This window comes from Bradyrhizobium nivariense (genome assembly GCF_029846695.2).
Lineage (GTDB): Bacteria > Pseudomonadota > Alphaproteobacteria > Rhizobiales > Xanthobacteraceae > Bradyrhizobium.
In genome coordinates this window covers 114090-139314 of record NZ_JARWCR020000016.1, presented here as the reverse complement: position 1 = coordinate 139314, position 25225 = coordinate 114090, and the positions used below count along the sequence as shown (strand labels likewise).

At 60.4% G+C, this 25225-nt stretch carries 25 protein-coding genes; 17 read left to right on the top strand and 8 right to left on the bottom strand.

Features of this window, described 5'->3' with window-relative positions; translation table 11 throughout:
• Positions 1–27 precede the first annotated feature (27 nt).
• On the top strand, positions 28–531 hold the full coding sequence (locus QCM77_RS15900; RefSeq protein ID WP_279662922.1) for a DUF1269 domain-containing protein: 504 nt from the start codon (positions 28–30) through the stop codon (positions 529–531).
• A 6-nt stretch (positions 532–537) separates the two neighbouring features.
• Here the strand turns inward: QCM77_RS15900 and QCM77_RS15895 are convergent, their stop codons facing one another.
• Positions 538–1248 carry a Bax inhibitor-1/YccA family protein gene (locus QCM77_RS15895; protein WP_279684185.1) on the bottom strand — a complete coding sequence of 237 codons (711 nt, stop codon included), beginning with the start codon at positions 1246–1248 and terminating at the stop codon, positions 538–540.
• 247 nt (positions 1249–1495) lie between these two features.
• Between QCM77_RS15895 and QCM77_RS15890 the strand changes: the two genes are divergently transcribed.
• The 13 genes from QCM77_RS15890 to QCM77_RS15830 all read left to right on the top strand — a co-directional run bounded on the left by QCM77_RS15890 (position 1496) and on the right by QCM77_RS15830 (position 14962).
• Entirely contained in the window at positions 1496–1720 is a 225-nt protein-coding gene (locus QCM77_RS15890; RefSeq protein ID WP_462676040.1) for a DUF6894 family protein, read from the top strand.
• A 151-nt stretch (positions 1721–1871) separates the two neighbouring features.
• Positions 1872–3311, top strand: coding sequence for a basic amino acid/polyamine antiporter (locus QCM77_RS15885; protein ID WP_279684184.1), 1440 nt, complete (start codon positions 1872–1874; stop codon positions 3309–3311).
• Between the two features lie 31 nt (positions 3312–3342).
• Entirely contained in the window at positions 3343–3582 is a 240-nt protein-coding gene (locus QCM77_RS15880) for a hypothetical protein (RefSeq protein WP_279662925.1), read from the top strand.
• Between the two features lie 30 nt (positions 3583–3612).
• Positions 3613–4737 carry an AI-2E family transporter gene (locus QCM77_RS15875; RefSeq protein WP_279684183.1) on the top strand — a complete coding sequence of 375 codons (1125 nt, stop codon included), beginning with the start codon at positions 3613–3615 and terminating at the stop codon, positions 4735–4737.
• Between the two features lie 11 nt (positions 4738–4748).
• Entirely contained in the window at positions 4749–5348 is a 600-nt protein-coding gene (locus QCM77_RS15870) for a hypothetical protein (RefSeq protein WP_279684182.1), read from the top strand.
• Complete coding sequence (locus tag QCM77_RS15865) at positions 5349–5834, top strand: DUF992 domain-containing protein (RefSeq protein ID WP_279662928.1); 486 nt, start codon at positions 5349–5351, stop codon at positions 5832–5834. It begins immediately after the preceding gene.
• A 150-nt stretch (positions 5835–5984) separates the two neighbouring features.
• Positions 5985–6542, top strand: a complete 558-nt coding sequence (locus QCM77_RS15860; RefSeq protein ID WP_279662929.1) for an HdeD family acid-resistance protein — start codon at positions 5985–5987, stop codon at positions 6540–6542.
• A 15-nt stretch (positions 6543–6557) separates the two neighbouring features.
• Entirely contained in the window at positions 6558–6833 is a 276-nt protein-coding gene (locus tag QCM77_RS15855) for a twin-arginine translocation signal domain-containing protein (protein WP_462804324.1), read from the top strand.
• A 79-nt stretch (positions 6834–6912) separates the two neighbouring features.
• On the top strand, positions 6913–7155 hold the full coding sequence (locus QCM77_RS15850; RefSeq protein WP_279662930.1) for a hypothetical protein: 243 nt from the start codon (positions 6913–6915) through the stop codon (positions 7153–7155).
• A 54-nt stretch (positions 7156–7209) separates the two neighbouring features.
• Complete coding sequence (locus QCM77_RS15845; RefSeq protein ID WP_279684181.1) at positions 7210–8454, top strand: efflux RND transporter periplasmic adaptor subunit; 1245 nt, start codon at positions 7210–7212, stop codon at positions 8452–8454.
• Positions 8451–11591, top strand: a complete 3141-nt coding sequence (locus tag QCM77_RS15840) for an efflux RND transporter permease subunit (protein ID WP_279684180.1) — start codon at positions 8451–8453, stop codon at positions 11589–11591. The genes QCM77_RS15845 and QCM77_RS15840 overlap by 4 nt, the downstream gene beginning before the upstream one ends.
• Positions 11592–11751: 160 nt before the next feature.
• On the top strand, positions 11752–13116 hold the full coding sequence (locus QCM77_RS15835) for a metal-dependent hydrolase family protein (RefSeq protein ID WP_279662933.1): 1365 nt from the start codon (positions 11752–11754) through the stop codon (positions 13114–13116).
• Between the two features lie 130 nt (positions 13117–13246).
• On the top strand, positions 13247–14962 hold the full coding sequence (locus QCM77_RS15830; RefSeq protein WP_279662934.1) for an alpha/beta hydrolase: 1716 nt from the start codon (positions 13247–13249) through the stop codon (positions 14960–14962).
• 1604 nt (positions 14963–16566) lie between these two features.
• Here the strand turns inward: QCM77_RS15830 and mepA are convergent.
• From mepA to QCM77_RS15805, 5 genes are all read right to left on the bottom strand, one after another.
• The gene (gene mepA, locus QCM77_RS15825; RefSeq protein WP_279684179.1) at positions 16567–17496 is read right to left on the bottom strand and encodes a penicillin-insensitive murein endopeptidase; all 930 of its coding nucleotides are present in this window, start codon (positions 17494–17496) and stop codon (positions 16567–16569) included.
• A 38-nt stretch (positions 17497–17534) separates the two neighbouring features.
• Positions 17535–17816, bottom strand: a complete 282-nt coding sequence (locus QCM77_RS15820) for a nitrate reductase (protein WP_279659646.1) — start codon at positions 17814–17816, stop codon at positions 17535–17537.
• A gap of 121 nt (positions 17817–17937) precedes the next feature.
• Entirely contained in the window at positions 17938–18909 is a 972-nt protein-coding gene (locus QCM77_RS15815; protein ID WP_279684178.1) for a CobW family GTP-binding protein, read from the bottom strand.
• Positions 18906–20159: a CobW family GTP-binding protein gene (locus tag QCM77_RS15810; RefSeq protein WP_279659648.1), complete on the bottom strand. Its 1254-nt coding sequence runs from the start codon at positions 20157–20159 to the stop codon at positions 18906–18908. The genes QCM77_RS15815 and QCM77_RS15810 overlap by 4 nt, the downstream gene beginning before the upstream one ends.
• Positions 20160–20561: a Fur family transcriptional regulator gene (locus QCM77_RS15805; RefSeq protein WP_279684177.1), complete on the bottom strand. Its 402-nt coding sequence runs from the start codon at positions 20559–20561 to the stop codon at positions 20160–20162. It abuts the gene before it with no gap.
• 86 nt (positions 20562–20647) lie between these two features.
• Between QCM77_RS15805 and QCM77_RS15800 the strand changes: the two genes are divergently transcribed.
• From QCM77_RS15800 to QCM77_RS15790, 3 genes are all read left to right on the top strand, one after another.
• Positions 20648–21856 carry a GTP-binding protein gene (locus tag QCM77_RS15800; RefSeq protein ID WP_279659650.1) on the top strand — a complete coding sequence of 403 codons (1209 nt, stop codon included), beginning with the start codon at positions 20648–20650 and terminating at the stop codon, positions 21854–21856.
• 365 nt (positions 21857–22221) lie between these two features.
• Complete coding sequence (locus tag QCM77_RS15795; RefSeq protein WP_279659652.1) at positions 22222–22434, top strand: hypothetical protein; 213 nt, start codon at positions 22222–22224, stop codon at positions 22432–22434.
• Positions 22435–23339: 905 nt separating this feature from the next.
• Complete coding sequence (locus QCM77_RS15790; protein WP_279659653.1) at positions 23340–23543, top strand: hypothetical protein; 204 nt, start codon at positions 23340–23342, stop codon at positions 23541–23543.
• A 35-nt stretch (positions 23544–23578) separates the two neighbouring features.
• On the opposite strand, the gene QCM77_RS15785 is transcribed toward QCM77_RS15790, so the two are convergent.
• Together QCM77_RS15785 and fdh3B are read right to left on the bottom strand one after the other, a co-directional pair.
• Positions 23579–24580, bottom strand: a complete 1002-nt coding sequence (locus QCM77_RS15785; RefSeq protein ID WP_279659654.1) for a formate dehydrogenase subunit gamma — start codon at positions 24578–24580, stop codon at positions 23579–23581.
• A gap of 39 nt (positions 24581–24619) precedes the next feature.
• Positions 24620–25216, bottom strand: coding sequence for a formate dehydrogenase FDH3 subunit beta (gene fdh3B / locus QCM77_RS15780; RefSeq protein ID WP_279370726.1), 597 nt, complete (start codon positions 25214–25216; stop codon positions 24620–24622).
• Positions 25217–25225 lie beyond the last annotated feature (9 nt).

The window sequence follows — 25225 nt, the reverse complement described above, 5'->3', positions numbered from 1 at the left end:
CGGAGCTTGATCCAGCAGGAGGTTTGCATGTCCGATCTAGTAGCGATCGTGTATCCATCCGAGGCGAAGGCCGAGGAAGTGCGTCAGCGGCTGCTCAAGCTGCAGAAGGAATATCTGATCACCATCAGCGATGCAGTGATCGCCGTGAAGACGGATTCCGGCGGCATCAAGCTCAATCAGCTCGTCAACACGACGTCGATGGGCGCGGTGACCGGCGGTTTCTGGGGACTTCTGATCGGCATGATCTTCCTCAATCCGATACTCGGTGTCGCCGTCGGCGCAGCCTCCGGCGCACTTGGCGGCGCACTGTCCGATTTCGGCATCGACGACTCCTTCATGAAGGAATTATCAGTATCACTTCACACGGGCAACGCCGCCTTGTTCGTGCTGATCAAGAATATGACTGCGGACAAGGTCTTGAAGGAGATCAAGGACGCCGGAGGGACCGTGCTGAAGACGTCCCTGGACGACGCCAAAGAACGGGCTCTGCGCGACGCATTGGCAAGCGCCGCGGAGCGGCCGGCGGCCTGAAGCCACTTAGCGGCGGTTGCCGGCCAGACGCAGCAGCATCATGAACAGGTTGATAAAGTTGAGATACAGCGACAGCGCTGAAATCACCGACTTGCGGCCTCTGGTTGTTTCGTCGTCCCCGCTGTCATGCATGGCCTTGATCCGTTGCGTGTCGTAGGCCGTCAGCCCGGCAAATACGCCGACGCCCACAATCGAGATCAGCCAGTCAAGCCCGCTGGATTGCAGGAACAGATTCACCAGGCTGGCGATGATGATCCCGATAAGGCCCATGAACAGGAAGGTGCCGAGACCGGATAAGTCTCGCCTTGTGGTATAGCCAAAGACGCTGAGCGCCCCGAACGTCGCCGCGGTGATGAAGAAGACGCGCGCAATCGAGGCGCTGGTGTAGATGTGGAGCAGAGTCGAGAGCGACACGCCGACCAGCGCCGCATAGATGAAGAACAAAAGACGCGCGGTCGACACCGACAGCGTATTGATCCGCGAGCCGATGAAGACCAAACCCAGCGGCGCCAGTATGAAGACCCACATCAACGGGCTCTGCAGCAATGCAGGACTGGTGAGCTGATAGGTGAGCCACGCGACAACAGCCGTTAGGCCGATGCCGGCAGCCATATAGTTGTAGATGCGCAGCATGTAGCTACTCAGTCCAGCATTGACCGCGATTGCGTTGCCGCCGCCCGCTCCCGCCATCGTCACGTTCGGATCATAGTTCGACATTGCCTATCTCCTGTCGGAGGTCGCTGATCAGGTCATGCTATCTCTGGGTTTCAGTAGACGGCATCGGACAATCACCCGAGAGTTGGCAAGGACAATCACCCTATCGCACAGCTTTTTCAGTACTGCGCACCTGAGCACGGTGATTACGAACCGGTAATCGAAACCGCCGGAAGTTCTCCTTTGGGCGGAGACGCATTACGCGTTTGTCACTTGGAAAACGGCCGCGATCCGGCCTAATCCGGCCGGTATGCGCTTCTACTTTCATATCGTCGACAAATACGGTCTCTCGCCCGATGGGACCGGATGCGAGCTCGCCAGTCAGGATGCAGCGGCCCTGCATGCCCGATGCATAGCGGCTGAACTCGCGAAGGCCGGCGAGTTCTGCCGTTTCAGCGTCGTGCTTTTGGCAGCCGCTTCCGGGCCATCATCCAGTCCCGGTCAAAGCGCGACTGCCCCTTCCCCAAGAACCTGACGGCGATGCCCAACCTTCCAGTACGTCAATTTCCTGCCCTCGCTCCTACAGAGAATCCCTGATGTGCGAAGGGGAAAGCCACGTCTAAGGTCTTCTCCAATGCGGCGGGCATCAATGCCCGTCGCATCCCGGATTGGAAGGCCATCCCGTCATGGCTCCCCCGCCGAATGCGGTCGACCAGAAACTCTCGCGGAATGCGCTCATCGCGCTCGTGATCGGCTCGATGGTGGGGTCCGGCATTTTCGCATTACCTGCGGCGTTCGGACGAACCACGGGTGCGCTTGGAGCAATGATCGCCTGGGCTATCGCGGGCAGCGGCATGCTGATGCTGGCTTTCGTGTTCCAGACGTTGTCACACCGCAAGCCCGACCTCGATGCCGGGATCTATGCCTATGCCAGAGCCGGATTTGGCGACTACATCGGCTTTGCTTCAGCCGTCGGGTACTGGATCGGTTGCTGTCTTGCAGACGTCGCCTGTCTCGTCTTGATCAAGGCAACGCTCGGACAGTTTTTTCCCGTGTTCGGCGATGGGACAACTCCGGTGGCGATCGCTTCGGCGTCTGTCCTGCTGTGGGGAGTGCACATTTTGCTGCTGCGCGGCATCAAGAGCGCAGCCACGCTCAATACGATTGCGACCTACACAAAGATCATCCCGATTTTGCTGTTCATTGGCACCGCCGTCATGGCTTTTAACGGCGAGCTGTTCGCCGTTAATTTCCACGGAACGGAGCAGTCGGATGCGTCGAGTGTGTTTTCTCAGGTTCGCGGCACGATGCTGCTGACCGTGTTCGTGTTCGTCGGAATTGAAGGCGCGAGCGTCTACTCCCGCTACGCCCGGGGCCGTGCCGACATCGGCTTCGCAACCATTGCCGGATTTCTGACGGTGCTCGGCCTGCTCGTTCTCGTGACGCTCTTGTCCTACGGCGTGTTGCCGAGAGCTGAACTAGCGGATCTTCCGACGCCATCCATGGCTGGCGTGATGGAAGCGATTGTCGGCCGCTGGGGCGGCGTATTCATCAGCCTGGCGCTCCTGATCTCGGTTCTCGGCAACTACCTGTCTTGGTCACTGCTGGCGGCCGAGATCCTGCATTCCGCGGCGATCCACCGTACCATGCCTTCCTTTCTTGCCAGGGTGAATGCGCACAAGGTCCCTGCCGGCGCGCTCTGGCTCACAAATTGCGTCATCCAGATCTTTCTGCTTGTCGCCTGGTTTGCGGAGTACGCGTTCACACTCGCGTTGAAGATGACAAGCGCGATGACGCTGATCCCGTATTTCTTTGTCGCGGCGTACGGCTTAAAGCTTGCATGGTCGGGCGAGACCTACCGCGCGGGCGAGCGCGCTCGCACCACCGACTGGATCCGATCGGCTATCGCAACGATCTATGCAGCTGGCATGATCTACGCCGGCGGACCGAAATTTCTCTTGCTGTCGTCCATCCTCTATGCACCCGGCACTCTGCTGTTTCTGCTTGCGAAACGCGAGCGCAAGGAAGCGATCTTCAGGCCATTCGAAGCTATGCTTTTTGCAGCGATCACGATTGCCGCGTGCGCCGGCGTTTACGCACTCGCAACCGGAGCCATATCGATTTGAATCTTTATCCCTAGTTTGCATGGAGGCGAATATGAGCACACGGGCCATCTGTGGCGCCTTGATCATGTGCGGATCGATGGCGGTCTGCGCCTTTCCAACCGTGTCGCTGGCCCAGTTGACTGAGACCGGCGTGTCTGCCCAAAGCGGCGCCGGCGCGTCGCCACCGGAGAAGGCAGCTCCCAACACCAATACGAACCCGACGAAGCACCGCTACTGGCGTCATCGCGGCGGAAAGCATCCGCACTTTGGCAGCCGGCGCGTCCGGACCTAGGCCATAGGCGACGGCGATTGAACCGATACCATGAACGAGTCCAGAACAGCACCGGAGAGACTCCGCGAGATCGCTCCACGCGATGACTCCGCCGTCGTACCGGAGAACGGCACACGGCGCGGCATTCTCGCAACCGGGCTCGGCCTGGTGGCCGCCTGCGTCTTGCTATTTCTGGTGTGGCAGACGGTCTCCAGTCTCCTGCTGATCTTTGCAGGCGTGTTGTTCGCCGCGTTTCTGGATGCTTGCGCAAGAGCCCTGGCGGCCGTCCTCCCGCTCAATCGCGCCGCACGGCTGACGCTGGTTCTGTTGCTGTTCTCCGCTCTGTCGGGATTTGGAGTGATCTGGGGCGCGGGCAAGCTGCCGGAGCAGACGCGCCTCTTGCTGAAAGTCATGGACAACCAGCTCGACATCCTGCAGGAGCATCTTCTGTCATATGGCGTGGATCTGCTCGGTCCGGAATGGGGCCGCGACTTTGCGCAGTGGCTGTTCTCGGATCAAGGCCGGTTTCTCAGCCATGCTCAGTTCCTGCTTGGCGGAGCCTCGAGCCTTCTGACCGGTGTCCTAGTGGTCCTGTTCCTCGGGATCCTCTTTGGTCTAGACCCAACCAGCCACCGTGAAAGCCTGATCATGCTGGTGAAGCCCTCCCAGCGCCAGCGGACGAGAACCGTCATGGACGAGATGGGCAATGTCATGCGGCTGTGGCTCGTCGGGCAGTTCATCCGCGTCATACTCATGACGTTGTGGGTCTGGGCCGCGCTCTACCTCATTGGGTTGCCTGGACCCTTCGTGCTCGGACTGCAGGCGGGCCTGTCGAATTTCATCCCCTATGTCGGACCAATCGTAGCCGCAATACCGATCGCGCTGGTCGCAATGCCGCTCGGCAGTTCCCTGCTGATCTGGGCCGTCCTCATTTACTCGATGATCCAGTCGGTCGAAGGCTATGTCATCGGTCCGCTGATCCAGCGTCAGGCCGTCGAGATCCCTCCTGCCTGGACGTTGGTCGCCATCGTCCTGCTGGGTGCGCTGTTCGGCGTCCTGGGCATCGCGCTCGCCATGCCCCTGGTGGCGATCGGCCGTGTCGCAATCATCCGATTCTATGTCGAGGACTACCTCGGCGACGAGTTCAAGCAGACGTTTAACAGCGGTGAATCGTGAGCGAGGACCCCATGAACCAGAGCGGTGCGCCACGGCAGGAGGCTACCGATCCTCCCTCGCCTCAATCGACAATGGCCCAATTCCTGTGGCAGCAGCTTCCTTATGTCGTGGCGCTGGTGCTTGCCATCGCGGGCGTCGCCTATACCAACGTTTCCCACCAACCTCTCGTCGGCTACTGGGAATTCCTGGCGCTTGCCATCTGCATCGTGTGCGTCGTCACCAAATGGCCGGAGACCCAAGGCAAGGAGGCCCGGCTCCGCTTGATCTGGACCCAAGCGCTGCACTGGGTCGCCGTGCTGGTCACGATGAACATCATTCTGGTGTCGGGCGTTCAGCAATTGCTTCCGACTCCGGCGACCGGCCTTGTCCTGCTGACTTTGCTTGCGCTCGGCACGTTCCTCGCTGGCGTCAGCCTTCTATCGCTGCAGATCTCTTTCCTCGGCCTTGCCATGGGCATTGCCGTCCCGGCGATATCCTGGCTGAAACAGTCCGACTTTTTCTTCCTGCTGGGCGCAGTGCTGCTGATCGGACTCGGCATCGCATTCTGGCTCCGCCAGGACGGCCGACCGAGGAGCGCGCTCTCCGATACCAACAGTCAAGTGGAGGCCTGAATGCGAATGATACGGCTTGTTGCAGTCTTCGGCGCGTCCGCACTGCTATGCGCCGCCACCCCGCCTGCGCGCGCCGAGACGTTTAGGGTCGGCCGGCTCCTATGCTTCAGCAACCCGCGCGTCGGGCTTGTGCTCGGATCGGTGCAGTCGTTGCGCTGCACATTCTTTGCGAGAAATCCGCCGAGGCAGTTCATCTATGAGGGACGAATCCGGCGTGTCGGCCTTGATATCGGCGTGACCAGCGCCGGCACCCTGTCTTGGGCCGTGCTCGCCAAGAATTCGCGGATCGGATCCGCCACCTTGCGCGGCAACTATGTCGGCGCGAGCGGCAGCTTTGCGTTCGGCCCCGGGCTCGGTGCGAACGTCCTGATCGGTGGCTCGCGACGGAGCGTGATGTTGCAACCCCTGTCGATCGAGCGATCGATCGGGATCAACCTGGCGGCCGGCGTCACTAACCTGACGCTGGGTCCGCGCGGCCAGCGATAGCTTGCAAAGGCGATCGAGCACAAAATCGCTCCGCTCGGGCCCACGAGAACATTCCCGCCCCATCGCTCAGGGTTTCGTCGGATGTCGACAGCGCGGGTTCGACGCTAGCATCCCAAGCGTGCCGATCATCACGCAGACCAGGAGGATGGGATGACAGTCTATGACGACCGCTCCGAGATCGAGGCTTTGGGCGCTCCTCCGCTGTGGGTCTGCGCCCTTCTCGGAATCGTGATGATCGCCGCCGGTTTCGCAGCTCTCAGCGACGTGGCGTTCGCAACCATCATCAGCGTCAAGTTCATCGGACTGACGGCCATCGCGGCCGGCGCGTTCGAGATCATCCATGCATTCTGGACCAAGGGATGGGGTGGGTTCCTGTGGCAGATCCTGCTCGGCGCACTCTACGCCGCCTTCGGCCTTGTGCTGCTCACCCAGCCCGCCTCCGGTGCCTTGATCCTCACCTACCTCCTCGGCGCGGTGCTGTTCGCCTCAGGCGTCATTCGATGCGTGCTGAGCTTCGCCCATTGGCGGCAGAACGGATGGATGATGCTGATCTCGGGCATCCTTGGGCTGCTCGCCGGCGTGCTGATCCTATTCGGCTTTCCGACCATCAGCGTCTGGGCCCTCGGATTTCTGCTTGGCGTCGATCTGATTTCGCACGGCCTCGCGTGGCTGCTTTACGCGCTTCAGGCGGCGCGGCGAACCGCCTAACAAAGGAGAAGAAAGATGATGGACACACCCAGCCGTCGAGCTTTCCTTGGCTTTTCTCAGAATGCCGTTGCTGCCGTGGCGATCGGCGCCATCGGGCTTCGTTTCATTGAGGCCGCGGAAGCGATGCCGATTGCTCACGATCTCGGCCGGCCGAGCGAGCCACCAGCCCTCCCGACGCAAGCACAATGGGGACGACCGTCTCGTCGACGGGGATGGGGCCGGCCGCGCCGGCGCCGCTGGGTTTGTTGGTGGCATCGCGGTCGTCGCCGTTGCGGATGGCGGTGGCACTAGGATCGCAACGCGCGCAATCCGCAGTCGACGGATTCCCGACGAAGCCCGCGCTAGTCCCAGTCAGACGAAGGAGGCAGCCTTGCGGATCACGAATCGATGGGTCGTTGTGACCTTCCTGGCAGCTCTTCTCGTTGCGGCAATCTGGTACTGCGTGGCGGTATGGCAGGCAACGCCATCTATGCCGCTTTACGGCAACGTCATCCTGGGAGGCGCTGCAATCCTGATGCTGGTCACCGGCTGCGGACTGATCGGGCTGATGTTCTACAGCCGCCGCAAGGGCTACGACGAACCTGCGCACGGCAATCGCATGCGGCGGGAGTAGCGAGGCGCCGGTGAAGCACTGACCCGGCTCCAGGTCCGGTGCAAGGAGCGGACAATGAACTTTGCGGGCGTCTCGATCAGGCTGCTGGGGGCAACTCTCCTCATGGTCATCGCCGGCGGATCGGCCCAAACCCGGTCGACTTCGGCCGCGCCACCCGCGGTCGGCATCGTGGAAGCGGCCAAGCGGCCGATCACCGAGAACAGTGAATTTCTCGGGCGGATCGAGGCTATTAATCGGGTCAACCTCGTTGCTCGCGTCACTGCATTTCTGGAACGGCACCTGTTCGAGGAAGGCGCCGAAATCAGCAAAGGCGATGAGCTCTATCGGCTTGAGCGTGGTCCCTTCGAAGCGGATCTCGCATCGAGACAGGCGCAGGTGGCCCAGCTTGAGGCCACACTCGAGAATGCCAAGCTGACGACCGAACGCGCGCGGACCTTGCTCGGAGGCCCTGCCGGGCAACAGTCCACCTACGACGCAGCAATCGCGAACCAGCGGAGCCTCGAAGCCCAGGTGCGAGCCGCGCAAGCCGGGGTCCAGGCCTCTCAGATCAATCTCGATTACACAGTGATCAGCGCGCCGATCGCCGGCAAGATCGGACGCACGGCGGTGACGGTGGGCAACGTCGTCAGTCCAAGCTCGGGGATACTGACCAGCATCGTCAGCCAAGACCCGATGTATGTCACCTTTCCCGTGCCGGTCCGTCAGGGACTGGAGCTGCGCGAACGATACGCGCCGCAAGGCGGTCTGGAAGCCGTGGTCATCAGGCTGCGACTGCCGAACGGCCGAATGTACGGAAAAACCGGCAAGCTGAACTTCGTCGACAATACCATCGCCCAGAGCACTGATACGATCACCGTGCGTGGCGAGATCGCCAATCCGATCCTGCGGGCGCCCTCGGCGGCCGGTGTCCCCGTTCACGAGTTGACCGATGGCGAGTTCGTGACCGTAGTGCTTGAGGGCGTTCAGCCGGTCGAGGTGCTGGTGATCCCTCGCTCGGCCGTGCTCTCCGACCAGCAGGGCAACTATGTTCTGGCTCTCGGCGCCGACAACGAGGCCGAACAGCGTCGCATCCAGCTCGGGCAATCGACCCCGACCGTCGCGGCGGTGATCGCCGGACTTGCGGCCGGCGACAAGGTGATTGTCGAAGGCCTGCAGCGGGTTCGTCCCGGCCAGACCGTGTCGCCGGGACCGGCCAGCGCGCTGATCCTGTCGAGCATGAAAGCCGCCGCAGATGGCACGGCTCCGCAAACGGATCACGGCCCCTCCGGCAAGGCTCGTCCGGCGGATAACAAACCATGATGTCCGCCGTCTTCATCGATCGTCCGCGGCTTTCGATGGTGATCGCATTCATCATCACCATTGCCGGCGCACTGGCGCTGGCGCAAATCCCGGTGGCGCAATTTCCAGACATCGTGCCGCCACAGGTCACGGTCGCCGGCATCTTCCCTGGCGCGTCCGCCGAGGTTGTAGAGAGCAGTGTCGCCCAGCCGCTGGAGGCGCAGATCATTGGAAGCGACCGCGCACTCTACATGAAATCGACTAGCGCCAATGACGGCAGCTACACACTTACGGTTTCGTTCGCGCTCGGTACCAACCCCGACATCAATACCGTCAACGTCAACAACCGCGTGCAGAGTGCTCTGTCGCAATTGCCCACCGAAGTCCAGCAGCAGGGCGTTACGGTGCACAAGCGCTCCTCCTCGATCCTGCAGTTCCTCGTACTCTACAGCGGAAATGGCCAACAGGACCCGCTCTTCATCACCAACTATGCAATCATCAACGTGCTTGATGCGATCGCCAGCACGCCGGGGGTGGGCCAGGCGAACCTGTTCGCGAAGATGAACTACTCGATGCGGATCTGGTTTGACACGCAGCGGCTCACCAGCCTCAATCTCACGCCATCAGACGTCATTGCCGCGATCCGTACGCAAAGCGTCCAGGCCCCCGTCGGCCGAATCGGCGCACGCCCAATCAGCGACGACCAGCAGTTCCAATTCAATGTGCAGACCCTGGGCAGGCTCGCCACAGTCGATCAATTCACCCAAATCGTGCTGCGCGCCAATCCGGACGGTTCATCGCTGTTCGTGGGAGACGTTGCACGTGTCGAAATGGGCGCGCAAAATCTCGACAGTGAAGCGCGGATCGACGGACGTGCGGCCGTGCCGATGGCGATTTATCTATCACCGGGTGCCAATGCGGTGACCACCGCACAGGCGGTGGCGGCGACGATGCAGCGGCTGTCACAGCATTTTCCCACGGGGCTGAGCTACCTAGTACAATACGATTCAACGAGCTTCGTGCGCGCCACCATCGCGGAAGTGTTGCAGACGCTAGGCGAGGCCTTCGTGTTAGTCGTGATCGTGGTGTACCTGTTCCTCGGCAATCTCCGGGCCACCGTGATCCCGGCCGTTGCCGTTCCCGTGAGCCTGGTCGGCACCTTCGCCGTGCTGCTGGTGCTCGGATATTCGGCCAACACGGTGTCCCTGCTCGCCATCGGCATCGTGGTCGATGACGCCATCGTCGTCGTTGAGAATGTTGAGCGGATCATGGAGGAGGAGCCCTCGCTTTCTCCCGCCGAGGCCAGCAAGAAGGCTATGGTACAGATCACGGCGCCGATCATCGCGATCACGCTGGTACTGCTCTCCGTCTTCGTGCCGATCGCCTTCATTCCCGGCATTTCCGGCGCGCTGTTTCGTCAGTTTGCGGTCACGATCAGCGCCGCCATGATGATTTCGGCACTGAATGCACTGACGCTGTCGCCGGCGCTGTGCGCGCTGTTCCTGCGCTACCGCGGGCCGCCTCGTGGCCTGATGGGTCGTGTACTTGGCGGCATCGACTGGCTGCGCGACCGCTACAGTAGCGGCGTGCGCCGCTTGGTGCAGAAGGCGGACCTCTCGCTCCTGCTGATTACAATGTTCGCCGCCGGCATCTTCGGCATGTCGCTGATCACTCCGACGGGTTTCCTACCCGAGGAAGATCAAGGAGCCTTCTTCACCTCGGTACAACTGCCGGACGGTGCGTCGGTGGCACGAACCAGCGAAGTCACCCAACAGCTCGAACATATCTTGAAGCAGATGCCCGCCGTCGATCACGTCCTTGCCATCATCGGCTTTTCCCTGCTCGACGGCGCATCCGAACCGAACAGCGCGCTGGTGGTCACGCGCCTGAAGCCGTTTGCCGATCGCAAGGCAGCAACAGATTCTGCGCGAGCGCTGATCGGCCAAACCTTCGCCGCTGGCGCGCAGATCCGCCAAGCCAATGTCCTGCCGTTCAATCTGCCGCCGATCATCGGGCTCTCCACCGGCGGTGGCTTCGAATACCAGCTCCAGGCATTGGAAGGACAGGACCCGGCCGAAATCTCCAGTGTCACCGGTGCGCTGATCGGCGCCGCCAACGCCGACCCACGGCTCACGCGCGTCTTTTCGACCTTCACGGCGACAAATCCGTCGATCTATCTCGACATCGACCGCCGCAGGGCCCAGGCGCTCGGAGTGACAATCAGCGACATCTTCACGGCCCTACAGGCGACGCTCGGCGGCATCTACGTCAACAACTTCAATCGGTTTGGCCGCACCTGGCAGGTCAACGTTCAGGGCGAAGCGCTCGATCGCGCCGATATTTCGGACATCTGGCAAATCTACGTGCGCAACGCCAACGGCCATATGGTGCCGATCAGATCCCTTGCCGGGATCAAGATCGTGACCGGGCCTCAAGTGATCACCCGCTACAACAATTATCGCTCGGTGACGGTGAACGGTAGCCCGGCGCCGGGTGTCTCCTCGGGTACCGCGCTCACAGCGATGGCCGATGTCTCTCATGCCGTGCTGCCCGCGGGCTACGGTTTCGACTGGACCGGCACCGCCTATCAGGAGCAACAGGCCGCCGGCCAGACCGGAATTGTGCTCACGCTTGCCGTGCTGTTCGCGTATCTGTTCCTGGTCGCGCTCTATGAGAGCACGATTGTCTCGATTCCGGTCCTGTTGTCGGTCCTGGTCGGCGTGCTCGGCTCCTACGTCGGTATCAAGGTCGCTGGCCTCAATCTCGATCTGTACGGTCAGATCGGGCTCGTGGTCCTAATCGCACTCGCCGCCAAAAACGGTATCCTGATCGTCGAGTTTGCGAAGGAGCAGCACGAGGCGGGCGTGGCGCTCGAGCAGTCCGCCATCCAGGGCGCGCATATGCGCTTCCGCGCAGTGATGATGACCTCGGTTGCCTTCATCCTGGGCCTCGTGCCGCTTGTAATCGCGACCGGCGCCGCCGAGCTCAGCCGCAGGGCCGTCGGCACGGCCGTGTTCGCGGGCATGCTTGCGGCGAGCTCTGTCGGGATCTTCCTGGTGCCGATGCTCTACGTGACGTTTCAGCGCCTGCGCGAGCGGGCAAAGGGGAATTCCAAAGCAACCCGTGGGCCGACATCACCGATCGATGAGACGGTCTAGGCAATGGCAAGCAAACGAAAAGGCTGGCTGATCGCCCTTCTCGGCCGTGGTCCTGGTCGCGGTCGGATATTTCGCCCCCAGCCGCTGTCCGCAAAGCGATCATAGGGCTGAACTTCGAGGCCAGAGTGACCGCTAGGCGCGCAAAGCAGGAGGTGACGACATGCTCTCCGAAGTCGTTGTGCGGATACAAAAAGCCGCGCGCGTGACGACCATTGTTGCGTCATGCGCCGCTCTCGGTCCCGGGCTGGCGCAGGAGCGCTCTGCCGTGACGGTTTTTGAGAACGTGCGCATTTTCGACGGGAAGAACCAGACGCTCTCCGCTCCGTCGAATGTCCTCATCCGAGGCAACACAATCGAGCGTATTGCGATCGCTCCCATTCCGGTCGATCGTTCCCCGGACACCCGCACTGTAGCAGGCGGCGGACGCGTCCTGATGCCCGGGCTCAGCGACATGCATTGGCATGCGACGATGGTTCGTCCAACCCCTGCTCAAATGCTTTCGAGCAACTTGGGTTACACGATGCTGCTCGCGGGCGCGGAAGCCACTGCTACGCTGATGCGCGGGTTCACCACCGTCAGGGACATGGGCGGCCCAGCTTTCGCGCTGAAGCGCGCCATCGATGAGGGGGTCGTTGCAGGCCCTCGCATCTATCCGTCGGGGGCCGTCATCACAGTCACCGGCGGCCACGGCGACTTCCGTGAGCTCTGGGAGCTGCCGCAAAGTCTCGGCGGAACGAGCCGCGTCGAGCAGCTTGGTGGAAGCATGATCGCAGACAGTCCCGACGAGGTTCGCAAGCGCACGCGCGAACAGCTCATGCAGGGCGCATCGCAGATCAAGCTGACGGCAGGCGGCGGCGTTGCCTCGCCTTTCAGTCCACTCGATGTGACCACCTTCAGTGAGCCTGAACTGCGGGCGGCCGTCGAAGCAGCTACCGATTGGGGAACCTATGTGGCGACGCACGCCTATACGCCAAACGCCATTCGACGCTCCATTGCTGCAGGCGTCAAGGTGATCGAGCATGGACATTTGATGGATGAGCCGACCGCACGTCTCCTTGCGGAAGAGAAGATCTGGCTGAGCACACAGCCCTTCGTGGACCTTGGTGGCGCAGCCATGCTTCCTGCCGCGCAACAAGCGCAGATGCGCCAAGTGGTTGCGGGCACCGACACCACGTACAGGTTTGTCAAACAGTTCAAGATCAAGACGGCCTTCGGGACTGATATTCTCTTCTCCAAAGCGTTGGCTGAGCATCAGGGACAGGGCATCGTGGATCTCACACGTTGGTTCACTCCAGCGGAAGCATTGGCAATGGCGACTTCAGCAAACGGAGAGTTGCTCGCCCTCTCCGGTGCGCGCAATCCCTATCCCGGCAAGCTCGGAGTGGTCGAAGAAGGCGCGTTGGCGGATCTCCTGCTCGTCGATGGCAATCCCTTGGAGGACATTCGCCTCATCGCCGACCCGGAGAAAAAATTCGTCGTGATCATGAAGGACGGCATCATCTACAAGGACATTCGTCCGAAATGATCGCTCCCTTGTTTGGGCGGAATGCTTCGCGCGGGCTGCCGGTCTTGCTCGCACCTGCAATTGACATCTGCGCAGGTTCAATTGCCGCTGTGGGGTTCCCGATCACAAGCCCGCATCGGAGAGAGGCGGAATGAACATCGTCAAGAGTCCCGCGCAGATTGTCTGGCGGTACGTGGCATCTCTCTCGGGCGTTGGATTGGCGTTGGGAGCATTGTTCTTCGCAGCCGCACTTACGCCGACGCTCGTCCCAAGAAGCTATTTGATCCAGGGAGTCCTTGCCGGCACCTGCTTTGCGATCGGTTACGAGCTAGGCGTGCTCTGGCGCTGGCTATGGCGCTATCTCGAACTTCCCGAGCCATCGCCACGAATCCGATCGGCGGCCAACACGGCGGTCGCGGTCGGCTGCTTCGTAACGATCATCCTGTTTCTCTGGCGGGCGGTGGAATGGCAGAATTCGATCCTTAGCGCCATGAACATGGAGCTGGTTGAAACCGCCCATCCCGCCAAAGTCTCCGTGATCGCGCTCATCACGTTTTTCGCGCTGTTTTGGCTGGTGGAATCGTTCAAGCTGGTAACCAGTTTTGTCTCCGGCCGGATCCGGCGGTTCATTCCTAGAAAGATCGCGAACTTCGTCGGCCTTCTCGTGGCCGTCCTGCTGATCTGGTCGATCGCCAACAATCTGCTTATCCGCGCCGCCTTCAGCGCGTTGGATTCTTCGTTCCGGGAATTTGACGCCCTGCTTGAACCGGAGCGACCTCAGCCGGGCGAAGCCACCAGAACGGGGAGTGCAGCGTCGCTGGTGAAATGGAATGAGCTCGGCCGTGCCGGACGGGAATTCGTGGCTTCCGGACCGACCGCCGCGCAGATCGGCGCATTCACCGGCCGTCCTGCCCGGGATCCGCTCCGCGTCTATGTGGGATTGCGCGGCGCAGACACCGCGCGTGGGCGCGCGGAACTGGCGCTGGACCAGCTCGAGCGCCAAGGAGGCTTCGAACGCTCAGTTCTCATCGTTATTACCCCGACAGGAACCGGCTGGATCGACCCGGCTGCAATCGATGCGATCGAATATCTTTCCAATGGCGACGTTGCCAGCGTCGCCGTGCAGTATTCCTATCTCAACAGTCCGCTTTCGCTGCTGTTTCAACCGGAATACGGCGCGGAAGCCGCACGTGCCCTGTTTGCCGTGATTTACGAACATTGGACGATGTTACCGAAGGATCGGCGCCCAAATCTATACCTGCACGGCCTGAGCCTCGGCGCGATGAACTCACAGAATTCCGCTGAGTTGTTCGAGACGATCGGCGATCCGATCACTGGGGCCCTCTGGAGCGGCTCCCCTTTCACGAGCAGGATCTGGCGGTCGGTCACCGCGAACCGCAATGCCACCTCTCCCGCGTGGCTGCCGGAATTTCGTGATGGCCGTTTCGTGCGGTTTATGAACCAGAACGGCCCGACGGTCGCCCCTGATACACCATGGGGGCCCATGCGCGTCGTCTTCCTGCAATATGCAAGTGACCCGATCGTATTCTTCGACTATCGGTACGCCTATCGGCGCCCGGCCTGGATGAATGCACCGCGCGGACCGGACGTTTCGCCTGAACTTCGATGGTATCCGGTCGTGACCATGCTGCAGATCGCCGTTGACATGGCGGTCGCAACCGGCACGCCCTTCGGTTATGGCCATGTCTACGCGCCGGAGCACTATGTCGATGCATGGGTTGCCGTGGCCAATCTCCGAAATTGGTCGGCCGAGGCACTTGGAAGACTTAAGAGTCATCTCGGAAAGGCTGCGAACGTCTCTGCCGGCGCCAGCGGCGAGAATCCCTACTTCGACAGGGGAGGATAATGGCCGCTCGCGTTGCGCTCAATGCTTCGGCACCGAGAATTAGTCACTCGGCCATCTGCACCGTTTTTCACTTCGACAAGATAAAGTTGACCTCGGCTTTGTCAACGATATCGGCGAGTGCGAGGAATTCTTCGCTGATCGTTCAAGCTGTGGTGGAGGCGGGTTGGGTTTGCTGGTCCATCACACCTTCGATCTGCATCGCCTGCCAGCCATTCTGCAGTGGCGCACACATCCGCTTCTCTTTCGCCTGCCTCCGCTGCCTTTAGTGAGATTTTGTTTGATGTCCCGGTGCACACGTCGTGCACACGACGCCAACTAACAAATTGAAAACACTGAACTCTCGCTCCAATCCATCATGGGGGCTACGGAAAAGCGATGGGATAACATCTGGACCATATAGACTTTCAAGCCCTCGCCGGGAATAGCAGATTTCATGAGTGCGCCGGGCCGGATCCAGGGGCCGCGAACGCCCGTACGCATTGGGCCGGCTCGGCGGCGCATTGCCCCGCTGGACGATTCTGCGCATAGCCGGGGCGTGTTTCGCGTCCGGGCAGGGGGACGAGAAGCTGCGGCACACACTCTCTCCGTATCTTCATGGCAAGCGCAGTGACCGAGCAAGGGGCCTCACCGCAATTCTCCAAAGTGCTTTTCAACTTGCAGACATAGCTTCGCGTCCTCGCGGCGCGTTTCGCCCGAGTTTGCTTGGTCGCTCCACCCTCTCTATCCAAGAGGGCACAGGGAAGGCCGGGTGCCGGCTGGCACCCGCGGTCCGCTGCGCGAAAATGTAGCGCAAAAGAACCGCACAGCAGCATACAGGTGTAGCCAATCACTCGGCCTTCCCTGCGCAGTGGTTGGACGGCTTATGCCGTGCTCTCCCGGGAGCCGAGTTCGTTCTGGCCTCCCTCGTCCTCACAGAAGTCGCCGACACCGCGCCGGTTGACGCAGCTGCCGCATCCGCAAAGGCTTGACCGTAGCAACGACGGCCAGGACCACACGGTTTTGCCGTACGCACGGCTCGCCATTTCGCCGCAGTTTTTCCAGCCCTGTCGACGGAGCCGAAAACTTACAGACGAGACGAACCTGACAGCGCCGCTCATCCAGCACGAAGTTTTGGGCTCACGGAGAGCAATCCGCCCTGCCCCAGACCTCTCGCACCCGACGCTGCCGCGTCCACCGCAAGCCCGGCTCGCGAAAAATGACGACACATGATCGCCCCTCAAGGATGAGCCGGGATGTCCGACACATACGATAAAACAGAATTTCGGTAAAGTGGAATATTTTCGCAAAGAGGCGTTGACAGCGGAGCGAAACAGGCCGGGACGGCGCCTGATGTGCATCAGGATGGTAGTGCACGTGGCTCGGCATCGGACAGCAGCCCTACACCTCGACCCGGGCCTCTCGGCAGCTGCGACAAACAGATCGCCGTAGAGCGCATAGTGGCCGTCCTCGAAGACCGTACGCGGCTGGCGATTGCCCCGCTGGGTGACATGGTGGGGATGACACAAGGAAGACAGGCCATCACACATGCATGAACGAGAACGCCGCAGAGTCCAGTGCAGTCCAGCACTGTCACCGTAATTCGATTGGAGGCTTCCTCTCTTGAACTACGGTGCCAACAGGATTTGCCGACAGGCGGCCGGCAACTGCGCGAGAGTTATTGGCGGGGCTGGCTTTGCTGGTTCCGTTGACGGCCTCGGATGAATGACGGGATCACTAAGCCAGTAGGCAAAATCTGCAGGAGCACATCCTTCATCTTCCGACGGCCGCGGCTGTGGCGTGCAAGCGCTATCACCTGGAGGACAGGTTATCCGGACATGGAAGTGATAATCGTGACCGTACATTGGTCGCACTTTTGCAAGCCAGCTGCGATCACCCTTGGCTTCCCGGCATAACGCCTTTTTGATCGCGGCGTTCACAAATATACGCTCCACGCGGGGCTCCTGAGCGGCCGCGCGGATTACCAATAGATGACTCGGCGTCCAAACCGCTGGATCGATGTCGAGCCGGTCGGTCCGAACCATGCTGGTCGCTGACATTTCCTCGCGCTCGTTGCGCGACAGCTGGCGGTTCGGCATCGGCGTCAGCCATATGTCGGCATCCAGTCCAACCTGATGGCTCGCGTGCCCGGTGAGCATGGGTCCGCCACGCGGTTGCGACATGTCGCCGACAAGCAATCCGGGCCAGCCGGCGACTTCGTGCGCCTTTACCGACAATCGCTCCAGCAGAGCGACCATGTCGGGATGCGCCCAATTGCGATTGCGCGACAGCCGCATGACTTGCCAGGTTTCGCCGTTGATCGGAAGAGCCTGCGCACCGGCAAGACAGCCCTTGGCATAAAAGCCAATGGAACGAGTCGCCAGCGGTGCGGGTGACGTCTTGCGGCCAAAGAGCTCCTTGGCGCCCAGCTTTGGATCACTTGGGTTAGCCAGCGGTGCCGGCCGATCAACGCTGCCCTTATCCTGGCAAAGAGCAGTCGTCATGGTCAAAGCCGCGACGGGTATTGCCAGCATTATGAGAAGATGTCGTTTGTGCATGAGACTGGCCTGATCACACCGAACATTTAGGGAAAACCTCAGGGAGGCAGCGCAGATAACGCCGCAGTCAGCTCGGCCATTTCAACTTCAGGAATTGCCTTGTGAATTCGCGCGATACGGGGACTTTGCCCTGCTATCAATATAGCAATGATCGTTTCGGTATCGGGACAACCGTGTTCCCGACAGTTGAGTTCGGTTACCGAGACAGTTACGTCTTCGGAAAGCTCGAGACAGCTTCGTGTTTCGGCCTTGATGCGATCCATCGCCTCGCGATATCCAGGTTTCGGCCTGCGGGCGAGCGGGTTGAAAAATACTGTCATTGCAACCCTTCAACATTGAGGCGAACAAGCTTCGGCTTGGGGTACCGAATCCGAACAAACGTTTTGTGGAGGGCGAGATCGCTCACCGCGGCACTCGCTTTTGCGAGCATGGCCATCGCGCTCAAGCCCTGCACGCTTCAAATCCCTCGCGCAGGACATCCTTCGGCAGATTGCGGCCGATGAATACCAGCCGGCTTTGACGTTGTTCGGTGTCCTTCCAAGGCCGCTGGTGCCCACCCTCCATCAGCATATGCACCGCCTGAATGACAAAGCGGTCATCGTCGTCGCGCATGGCTAGAACACCCTTGGTCCGCAGAATATCCGGTCCGAGGCGCTGGATCACGTCTGAAATCCAGTTCAGGAATTTCTCCGCAATGAGCGGGCGGTCGCTCACCAATGACAGGCTACTGACGTCGTCGTCATGATCGTGATCGTGGAAATGATCGAGGAAATCAGGCTCCACTTCCAGAATGCGGTCAAGATTGAAGGCGCCCCGATCCAGCACCTCCGCCAGTTTCACCCCGCACCGTTCGGCGTGATGAAGCCTTGCGTAAGGATTAATCCTGCGGATCGCCGTTTCAACCGCGAGAATCTGAGCGGGCAGGACGAGATCGCATTTGTTGATGACAATGACATCGGCGAACGCGATTTGCTCCTTGACCTCGTGGGCGCGGTCGATTTCGCCGAGGAAGTGGCTGGCATCGACCACCGTTACGATCGCGTCGAGCTTGGTCTTGCGGCGGACATCCTCATCCACAAAGAAGGTCTGCGCGACCGGCGCGGGGTCGGCAAGCCCGGTCGTTTCCACGATGATGCCGTCAAACTTGCCCTTGCGCCGCATCAGTCCTTGCAAAATGCGGATAAGATCACCACGAACGGTGCAACAGATGCAGCCATTGTTCATCTCGAAAATCTCTTCATCCGCATTGATGATGAGATCGTTGTCGATGCCGACCTCGCCGAATTCGTTAACGATGACCGCGTAACGTTTGCCGTGCTGCTCGGTCAGAATGCGATTCAAGAGCGTGGTTTTGCCGGCCCCCAGATAGCCGGTCAACAGGGTGACGGGGGTCTGCGCGATGATGCTGTTCATGGTGATGACTCCGCGGGTAGATGATTGCGATATTGGAATGGAGAATCCGGAACAGGCCCGAGCTGCGCGGTTGCGGTGGAGCGCAGCGCGATGGACAGCGCAACAGTGACGGCGATGCCTAGCCCGGCCAGTCCGGCGATCGTCAGGGCCAGGCGCGCTTTTGCTCCGAAGGACATCCCGGTGATGACCGTGAACAGTGACTTGACCACCGAGGCGTCGAGGTTGTGGGTGATGGCGACGATGCGGCTGCGGCGATCGGCCGAAGGCCATCCGGGCAGCCTGTGTTGAAATACCGCGTGCTGGACCGCGTGAATCACGAGCGGTTGCTCGGAATCCGTTTCCAGATGGACAATGCCCTTGAGGCGCAATAACCGCGGCCCGGTCACGGTGTCCAGCAAATCCAGAAAGGACATTAGCCTGTCGGCCGATACTGGCTTGTCGTGAAAAAGAGCCACGCTGCGAATGCCGGCGCTGGTGTGGCGTGTGTCGGCCCGCTTGTCGTCCGCGGATTGCGCGTTGAGACTCTCCTCTTGGGCGAGCGCGCTTTCAACAGCGAGCCAGCCTTCGACATCCTCGCTGCGTTTGGCTACCGCGAAATCCCGCGGCTGAAACAGCGCAGGGAGGTCAAATTCCGGCGCTCGCCGGTCAACTATCGCGGCGGGTGGATTGATCTCGCGGAGCTGATCGACCAGATGGGCTACACCGGACGGCCCGTTCGCACCATTTGTGAGGTCTGTCTTGGTCAGGACGATCCGATCCGCGAACGCGATCTGCTTCAGGCATTCAAAATGCCGGTCTATCGCCTGTTGTGCAGTCGTGACATCGACCACGCAAACAAACCCTGCAAGATGGAATCGTCGCGCCACCACATAGTCGCGCAGCCCTGCCGCCGCGGCTCCGCCTGGTATCAACTGATTGACGATGGGGGCCGGATCGGCGAGACCGGTGGTCTCAACGATCACACGGGCAAAACTGCGGTTCAGTTCTCTTTGGCTCGCTTCATGCAAGGCGAACAGCGAAGATCTGATATCGCTCCCGGCCGCGCAGCACATGCACCCGGTCGTCACCATCATCTCGCGCTCGCCGACACGAACAAGATCGTGATCGATAGAGATGTCGCCGAATTCATTGATCACCACAGCGGTGTCGCCGAATTCCGGATGAGCAAGAAGGTCGTTGAGAAGTGTCGATTTACCGGCCCCAAGGAAGCCTGACAGGATTGTAACCGGGATTGAGGGCGGAACCGACATCTAGTGCGCCGCCTGCGAGCACGCCGCGCACTGCCCCCTCAGCTCAACGACGGTCTCATCGGGGCTGAACCCATGCGTGATCGCCTGCGCTCTCAATCGAGCGACCAGTTCGGCTTCGTCGAGTTCATCGGCGCTGCCGCAATCTCGGCAGATTGCAAAGATGGTGGCGCCATGCTCGTGGGATTTGATCGCGCATTTCACGTAGGCGTTGATCGATTCCAGCCGGTGCACCAGGCCAGCTTCCAGCAACCTGTTCAGCGCGCGGTACACGGTTGGCGGGGATGAGAAGCCGAACGGCCGCAGCGCATCCAGAATTTCATAGGCCGTCATGGGCTTCGTCGCTTGCCGGAGCGTGTGGAGCACCCGTTCGTGGTTTCCTGCTAGTGACCGTGAGGCTTTCATCGCATCGACCTGTGAGAGCGCTTGTCTTGTGTAATGTTATAACATAACATCGACAACTCAAGTGAAACTTGTTTCGCGGAGCGTTCATGCCTGACACCCGACTTCCAGTGACCGTGCTTTCTGGCTTCCTCGGCGCTGGAAAGACTACTCTTCTCAACAAGATGCTCGCGAACCGCCAGGGTCAGCGCCTCGCCGTCATCGTCAACGACATGAGCGACGTCAATATCGACGCCGAACTGGTGCGCCAGGATGGCGGACTGACGCGCACCGACGAGACGCTGGTCGAGATGACCAATGGCTGTATCTGCTGCACCCTGCGCGAAGATCTTCTCGTCGAAGTTCGCAAGCTGGCGGAAAGCGGACGTTTCGACGCGCTGGTAATCGAGTCGACGGGGGTCGGCGAGCCGCTTCCCGTGGCAGCTACGTTCGAATTCCGCGACGAAAACGATGTGAGCCTCTCGGATATTGCACGGCTGGACACCATGGTCACCGTGGTCGATGCCGCCAATCTGCTGGCAAACTATTCAAGCCATGACTTTCTGCGGGATCGTGGCGAGGTCGCCGGTCCCGAAGACGAACGCGCCTTGGTCGACCTGCTGGTCGAACAGATCGAGTTCGCCGATGTCATCGTGCTGAACAAGGTTTCCGACGCATCGGACGATCATCGTCAGACCGCACGCGCGATCATCCGCTCGCTCAATGCGGATGCCCGCATCATTGAGGCTGATTACAGCGATATCCCGTTTGGCGAGGTGCTGGGCACAGGTTTGTTCGACTTCGAAAAGGCACATCGCAACCCGCTCTGGTTCAAGGAACTCAACGGCTTCAAGGATCATGTGCCCGAGACGGAGGAATACGGCGTCCGTTCCTTCGTCTATCGCGCCCGGCGGCCGTTTCATCCCGCAAAGTTTCAGGCCTTCTGCAACGAATCCTGGCCGGGCGTGATCCGGGCGAAAGGCTTCTTTTGGCTGGCGACCCGTCCCAACTTCGTCGGCGAAGTGGCCCAGGCTGGCGCGATGATCAGAACCTCGAAACGGGGTCTCTGGTGGTCCGCCGTTCCAGAAGTTCGCTGGCCGGACGACGATGGTTGGAAAGCGAGTATGAAGCCGTATCTCGACCCGGTCTGGGGCGACCGCCGGCAGGAAATCGTCTTTATCGGCATCGACCCGATGGACCAGGCACTTATCACTCGCCGGCTCAATGATTGCCTCGAGGGCAAAGCGGATCAATTTACGCCGGAGGCCTGGCGCGGGCTGCCCGATCCATTTCCGTCCTGGACAAAGGACGCCGCATGACGAACCGACCGATCGACTGCTTGCGGGAAGAGGGCCTGCGCGCGCCCAACGAGACGGACGCGCCAGGGGCGCCTCCCCGCTTTGACGAAGCACGCGATCACCTCCGCCTGGCAGTCGAACGGATTGAACGGGCCGGCATTCCTGCTGAAACGTTGCATGCCGTCCTAATGAGCGAGACATTGCCGCGCTTGATTGACGAACACGGCCCTCTCTGGGTCGCCGCTATGCTTGCGCAGTTTTCGTCCGCGCTTGTTCGTGACGCGGGATGCAAGCGTCAATAGAAATCAGCATCGAAGCCCAATGTGGGCGTCCTCTCGGTCTGCGTCTATTCACTGAACGCATTTACAAACTAGGTTGGCACGCCCATGAGCAACATCGTTCGACTTGTTCCAAGATCTGAGCTTGAGCGGATTCGTTTAATTCGAGAGGCTCGCGCGATATACGACAGCATATTCCCGCCAACTGATGCTGTTGGCGAGCCGCCGGATGGTCGCGTCAGCCAAGGGACACAACCGGGCGAAAAGGGCCTGCTTCCTCAAGAAACAAGAAGCGACCTCGTCCGGAAATTACCCACGTAGGGAGAGTTTGCCCACGGAGGCAATCGCTCGATTCGAATATTGGACACAGTTGCCAGGGCCTCGATTTCGGCGCGCGCGAGCAGCCAGGCACGTCGCGGCTAAGATTTAGAATCCGCAGTCTGCATATTGTTTTCTGATGAGTCGAAAATGCGAGCCGACAGCGACGAAGTCAACGTCTAGGCATTGATTTCCTCGACGATATTCGCCCAAACCATCGCATCGAAGATATTCGAGATTTATGCGCCAGCGCTTCTCGTGCGGAGAGTAGGTTGCAAAATCATGCTGAGCGCTGGGCGGACTCTTGCAGATTCCGGCGACGTATTGTCGGATCTCAGTGGGTAGATCGTCTATATGATGAGGATCCCAAGGATCGTTCTTATTCACGGCGCTGCCTTTGGAAACAGCTGCCAGTTCGCTGCAAAACAGAAAGCAAAGAGCCAACAATAAGGTTCGGACTGTCATTCGACACTCCCTCCGCATCATATGGCGTCAGCCACGTACCTGCAGTCACCAGCATTGTTTCAGCAGGACTAAAGCGCGATGAGATGAGGATGAATCATCATCGCGCTTTAGGTTGTTGTTTGAGCATGATCTTTTCGGAAAACCGCTTCGCACTTTTCCGGATCATGCTTTAGAACGACCTTGATCGACACAACAACAGAATAACTGGAGCTTCTCTCCAGGCAGGCGTTGTTCATTATGGACCTTTGGCCTTTCTAAGCCCCGGAAACAAGTGCGCGGTCCATAACCTCTCGATCGGCGGCGCAAACCATCGAGGACTGCCCGTCCTTCGTTCAGCCGTTGGAACCCGAAAAAGGCTCGGAGGATGTGAGGCGGCTCACATCACCGGGAAGAATTAGAGCTTACTCCGTCTTGGCGGATGCAACACCGGACGGAGATGTCGAATGAAACGCCTTATGCTTTCGCTCGTCACGGCCCTGCTCGTCATCGGTGCGGCCACCACCGTACTCAGACCGCATGCACTTCTTCGCTCTGCACAGAGCGGCATGCCAAACATTCAAGAGCTGCAGACAGGCCAAGCGAGCACGCTGGCCGAGCAGGAGATCGAGGACCGGTCCGTCCTGTTTGCCAGAGAGCGGACGCAATAGAGCACACCTGACCGGCCCTCTTCAGCCGCTCCACTTCATTCCGCCGCGGCGGTCACTGGTTGCGGCTTTTGATCGTTCGGTCCGGTTCGCCCACTCTGTTCGTCGAGCCAGAGGCTATGATGTTCGCGTGCCCAGTTGAGGTCGACCTCACCCGAACCCATGGCCTCGAAAGCCCCCTCCATCCCAATCGTGCCGATGTAGACATGCGCAATCATCGCGGCCACGAATAGTACGGCCACCACGGAGTGGATGATCTGGGCCATCTGCATGCCTTCGATGCCGCTGATGTAGAACGGGAACATCAGCTCGTATCCCGTTGCTGCAACGAGGCCGCCCCCGATCACGACGATCCAGTAAATCATCTTCTGGCCGGCGTTGAAGCGATAGGCCGGCGGATGATCATGGCCGACAATGCCCCCTCCCCGCTTGATCCAGGCAACGTCCACCTTGTTCGGGAGATTTCCCGCGATCCACATCAGGAAGATCAGGACGACGCCGACGGTGAACGGGAAACTCAGATAGTTGTGGGCATATTTTGCCCATTGTGACCACTCGGAGAAGGCTTCAAAACCGATCAGCGGCAACAACAACGGCCGCCCGAAGGTGATGTTTAGACCCGAGATGGCGAGGATGACGAAGCAGCTGGCTGTCATCCAATGCACGAAGCGTTCAAACAGGGTGAAGCGCACAATGGTGCGTCCCGATCGCCCGCTTTCGAGCCGCACCATGCCACGGGTGAGATAGAAGATCACGAGCACAGCCAGCATGCCGATAATCGCGACGCCGCCGATCCAGCGTAGAGTGACATTGCGAAACTCCCGCCATTCGCGCCCCTGTGGCTGCTCGAGCACGCCCGACCTCTGATCCGGAATGCTGACGCGGCCCTGGATTCGGTTCAGCTCATGCAGCAACTGCTGCTCCTTGACAGAGCTTGCGGTCGGGTTGACCTGCTGGGCGCTCGCTGGAGTTGCCGTGATCACCAGAAGCAGCGCGCATGCGCCAAATGCCAGGCGAATGAGTCTTCCAAATGACGCCATCTGCGCCTCCCGGTCCCGCGTCCTTGACTGCCGTCCGCGTCAGGACTCGATCGTCTCGCGATACGCGGTCTTCCAGCCCCACGCGCCGGAGCCGTAGCCGCGCTTCATCACGCGTTCCTTGTAGATCTGGGCGATAATCTCCCCGTCGCCCGCGAGCAACGACTTGGTCGAGCACATTTCGGCACACAGCGGCAGCTTGCCCTCCGCCAGCCGGTTCGCGCCGTACTTCTCGTATTCCTCCCTGCTGCCGTCGGCCTCGGGGCCGCCGGCGCAGTAGGTGCATTTGTCCATCTTGCCGCGCGAGCCGAAGTTTCCGACCTTGGGATATTGCGGCGCGCCGAACGGACAGGCGTAGAAGCAATAGCCGCAGCCGATGCAAAGGTCCTTGGAGTGCAGCACCACGCCATCGGCGGTCGTGTAGAAGCAGTTCACGGGGCACACGGCCGCGCAGGGCGCGTCGGTGCAGTGCATGCAGGCCATCGAGATCGAACGCTCGCCTGGCTTGCCGTCATTGATGGTGACCACGCGGCGCCGGTTGATACCCCAGGGCACCTCATGCTCGTTCTTGCAGGCGGTGACGCAGGCATTGCATTCGATGCAACGGTCGGCGTCGCAAAGGAATTTCATACGTGCCATCGTCGTTGC

Bases quoted from the DNA above. Each gene is read 5' to 3' on its own strand.
- QCM77_RS15860 (WP_279662929.1), top strand. From the start codon at position 5,985: ATGACAGTCTATGACGACCGCTCCGAGATCGAGGCTTTGGGCGCTCCT.
- QCM77_RS15815 (WP_279684178.1), bottom strand. From the start codon at position 18,909: ATGAACAGCATCATCGCGCAGACCCCCGTCACCCTGTTGACCGGCTAT.
- QCM77_RS15900 (WP_279662922.1), top strand. From the start codon at position 28: ATGTCCGATCTAGTAGCGATCGTGTATCCATCCGAGGCGAAGGCCGAG.
- mepA (WP_279684179.1), bottom strand. From the start codon at position 17,496: ATGCACAAACGACATCTTCTCATAATGCTGGCAATACCCGTCGCGGCT.
- QCM77_RS15795 (WP_279659652.1), top strand. From the start codon at position 22,222: ATGAGCAACATCGTTCGACTTGTTCCAAGATCTGAGCTTGAGCGGATT.
- QCM77_RS15830 (WP_279662934.1), top strand. From the start codon at position 13,247: ATGAACATCGTCAAGAGTCCCGCGCAGATTGTCTGGCGGTACGTGGCA.
- fdh3B (WP_279370726.1), bottom strand. From the start codon at position 25,216: ATGGCACGTATGAAATTCCTTTGCGACGCCGACCGTTGCATCGAATGC.
- QCM77_RS15865 (WP_279662928.1), top strand. From the start codon at position 5,349: ATGCGAATGATACGGCTTGTTGCAGTCTTCGGCGCGTCCGCACTGCTA.
- QCM77_RS15790 (WP_279659653.1), top strand. From the start codon at position 23,340: ATGAAACGCCTTATGCTTTCGCTCGTCACGGCCCTGCTCGTCATCGGT.
- QCM77_RS15855 (WP_462804324.1), top strand. From the start codon at position 6,558: ATGATGGACACACCCAGCCGTCGAGCTTTCCTTGGCTTTTCTCAGAAT.
- QCM77_RS15875 (WP_279684183.1), top strand. From the start codon at position 3,613: ATGAACGAGTCCAGAACAGCACCGGAGAGACTCCGCGAGATCGCTCCA.
- QCM77_RS15870 (WP_279684182.1), top strand. From the start codon at position 4,749: ATGAACCAGAGCGGTGCGCCACGGCAGGAGGCTACCGATCCTCCCTCG.
- QCM77_RS15835 (WP_279662933.1), top strand. From the start codon at position 11,752: ATGCTCTCCGAAGTCGTTGTGCGGATACAAAAAGCCGCGCGCGTGACG.
- QCM77_RS15820 (WP_279659646.1), bottom strand. From the start codon at position 17,816: ATGACAGTATTTTTCAACCCGCTCGCCCGCAGGCCGAAACCTGGATAT.
- QCM77_RS15845 (WP_279684181.1), top strand. From the start codon at position 7,210: ATGAACTTTGCGGGCGTCTCGATCAGGCTGCTGGGGGCAACTCTCCTC.
- QCM77_RS15800 (WP_279659650.1), top strand. From the start codon at position 20,648: ATGCCTGACACCCGACTTCCAGTGACCGTGCTTTCTGGCTTCCTCGGC.
- QCM77_RS15885 (WP_279684184.1), top strand. From the start codon at position 1,872: ATGGCTCCCCCGCCGAATGCGGTCGACCAGAAACTCTCGCGGAATGCG.
- QCM77_RS15895 (WP_279684185.1), bottom strand. From the start codon at position 1,248: ATGTCGAACTATGATCCGAACGTGACGATGGCGGGAGCGGGCGGCGGC.
- QCM77_RS15880 (WP_279662925.1), top strand. From the start codon at position 3,343: ATGAGCACACGGGCCATCTGTGGCGCCTTGATCATGTGCGGATCGATG.
- QCM77_RS15810 (WP_279659648.1), bottom strand. From the start codon at position 20,159: ATGTCGGTTCCGCCCTCAATCCCGGTTACAATCCTGTCAGGCTTCCTT.
- QCM77_RS15785 (WP_279659654.1), bottom strand. From the start codon at position 24,580: ATGGCGTCATTTGGAAGACTCATTCGCCTGGCATTTGGCGCATGCGCG.
- QCM77_RS15890 (WP_462676040.1), top strand. From the start codon at position 1,496: ATGCGCTTCTACTTTCATATCGTCGACAAATACGGTCTCTCGCCCGAT.
- QCM77_RS15805 (WP_279684177.1), bottom strand. From the start codon at position 20,561: ATGAAAGCCTCACGGTCACTAGCAGGAAACCACGAACGGGTGCTCCAC.
- QCM77_RS15840 (WP_279684180.1), top strand. From the start codon at position 8,451: ATGATGTCCGCCGTCTTCATCGATCGTCCGCGGCTTTCGATGGTGATC.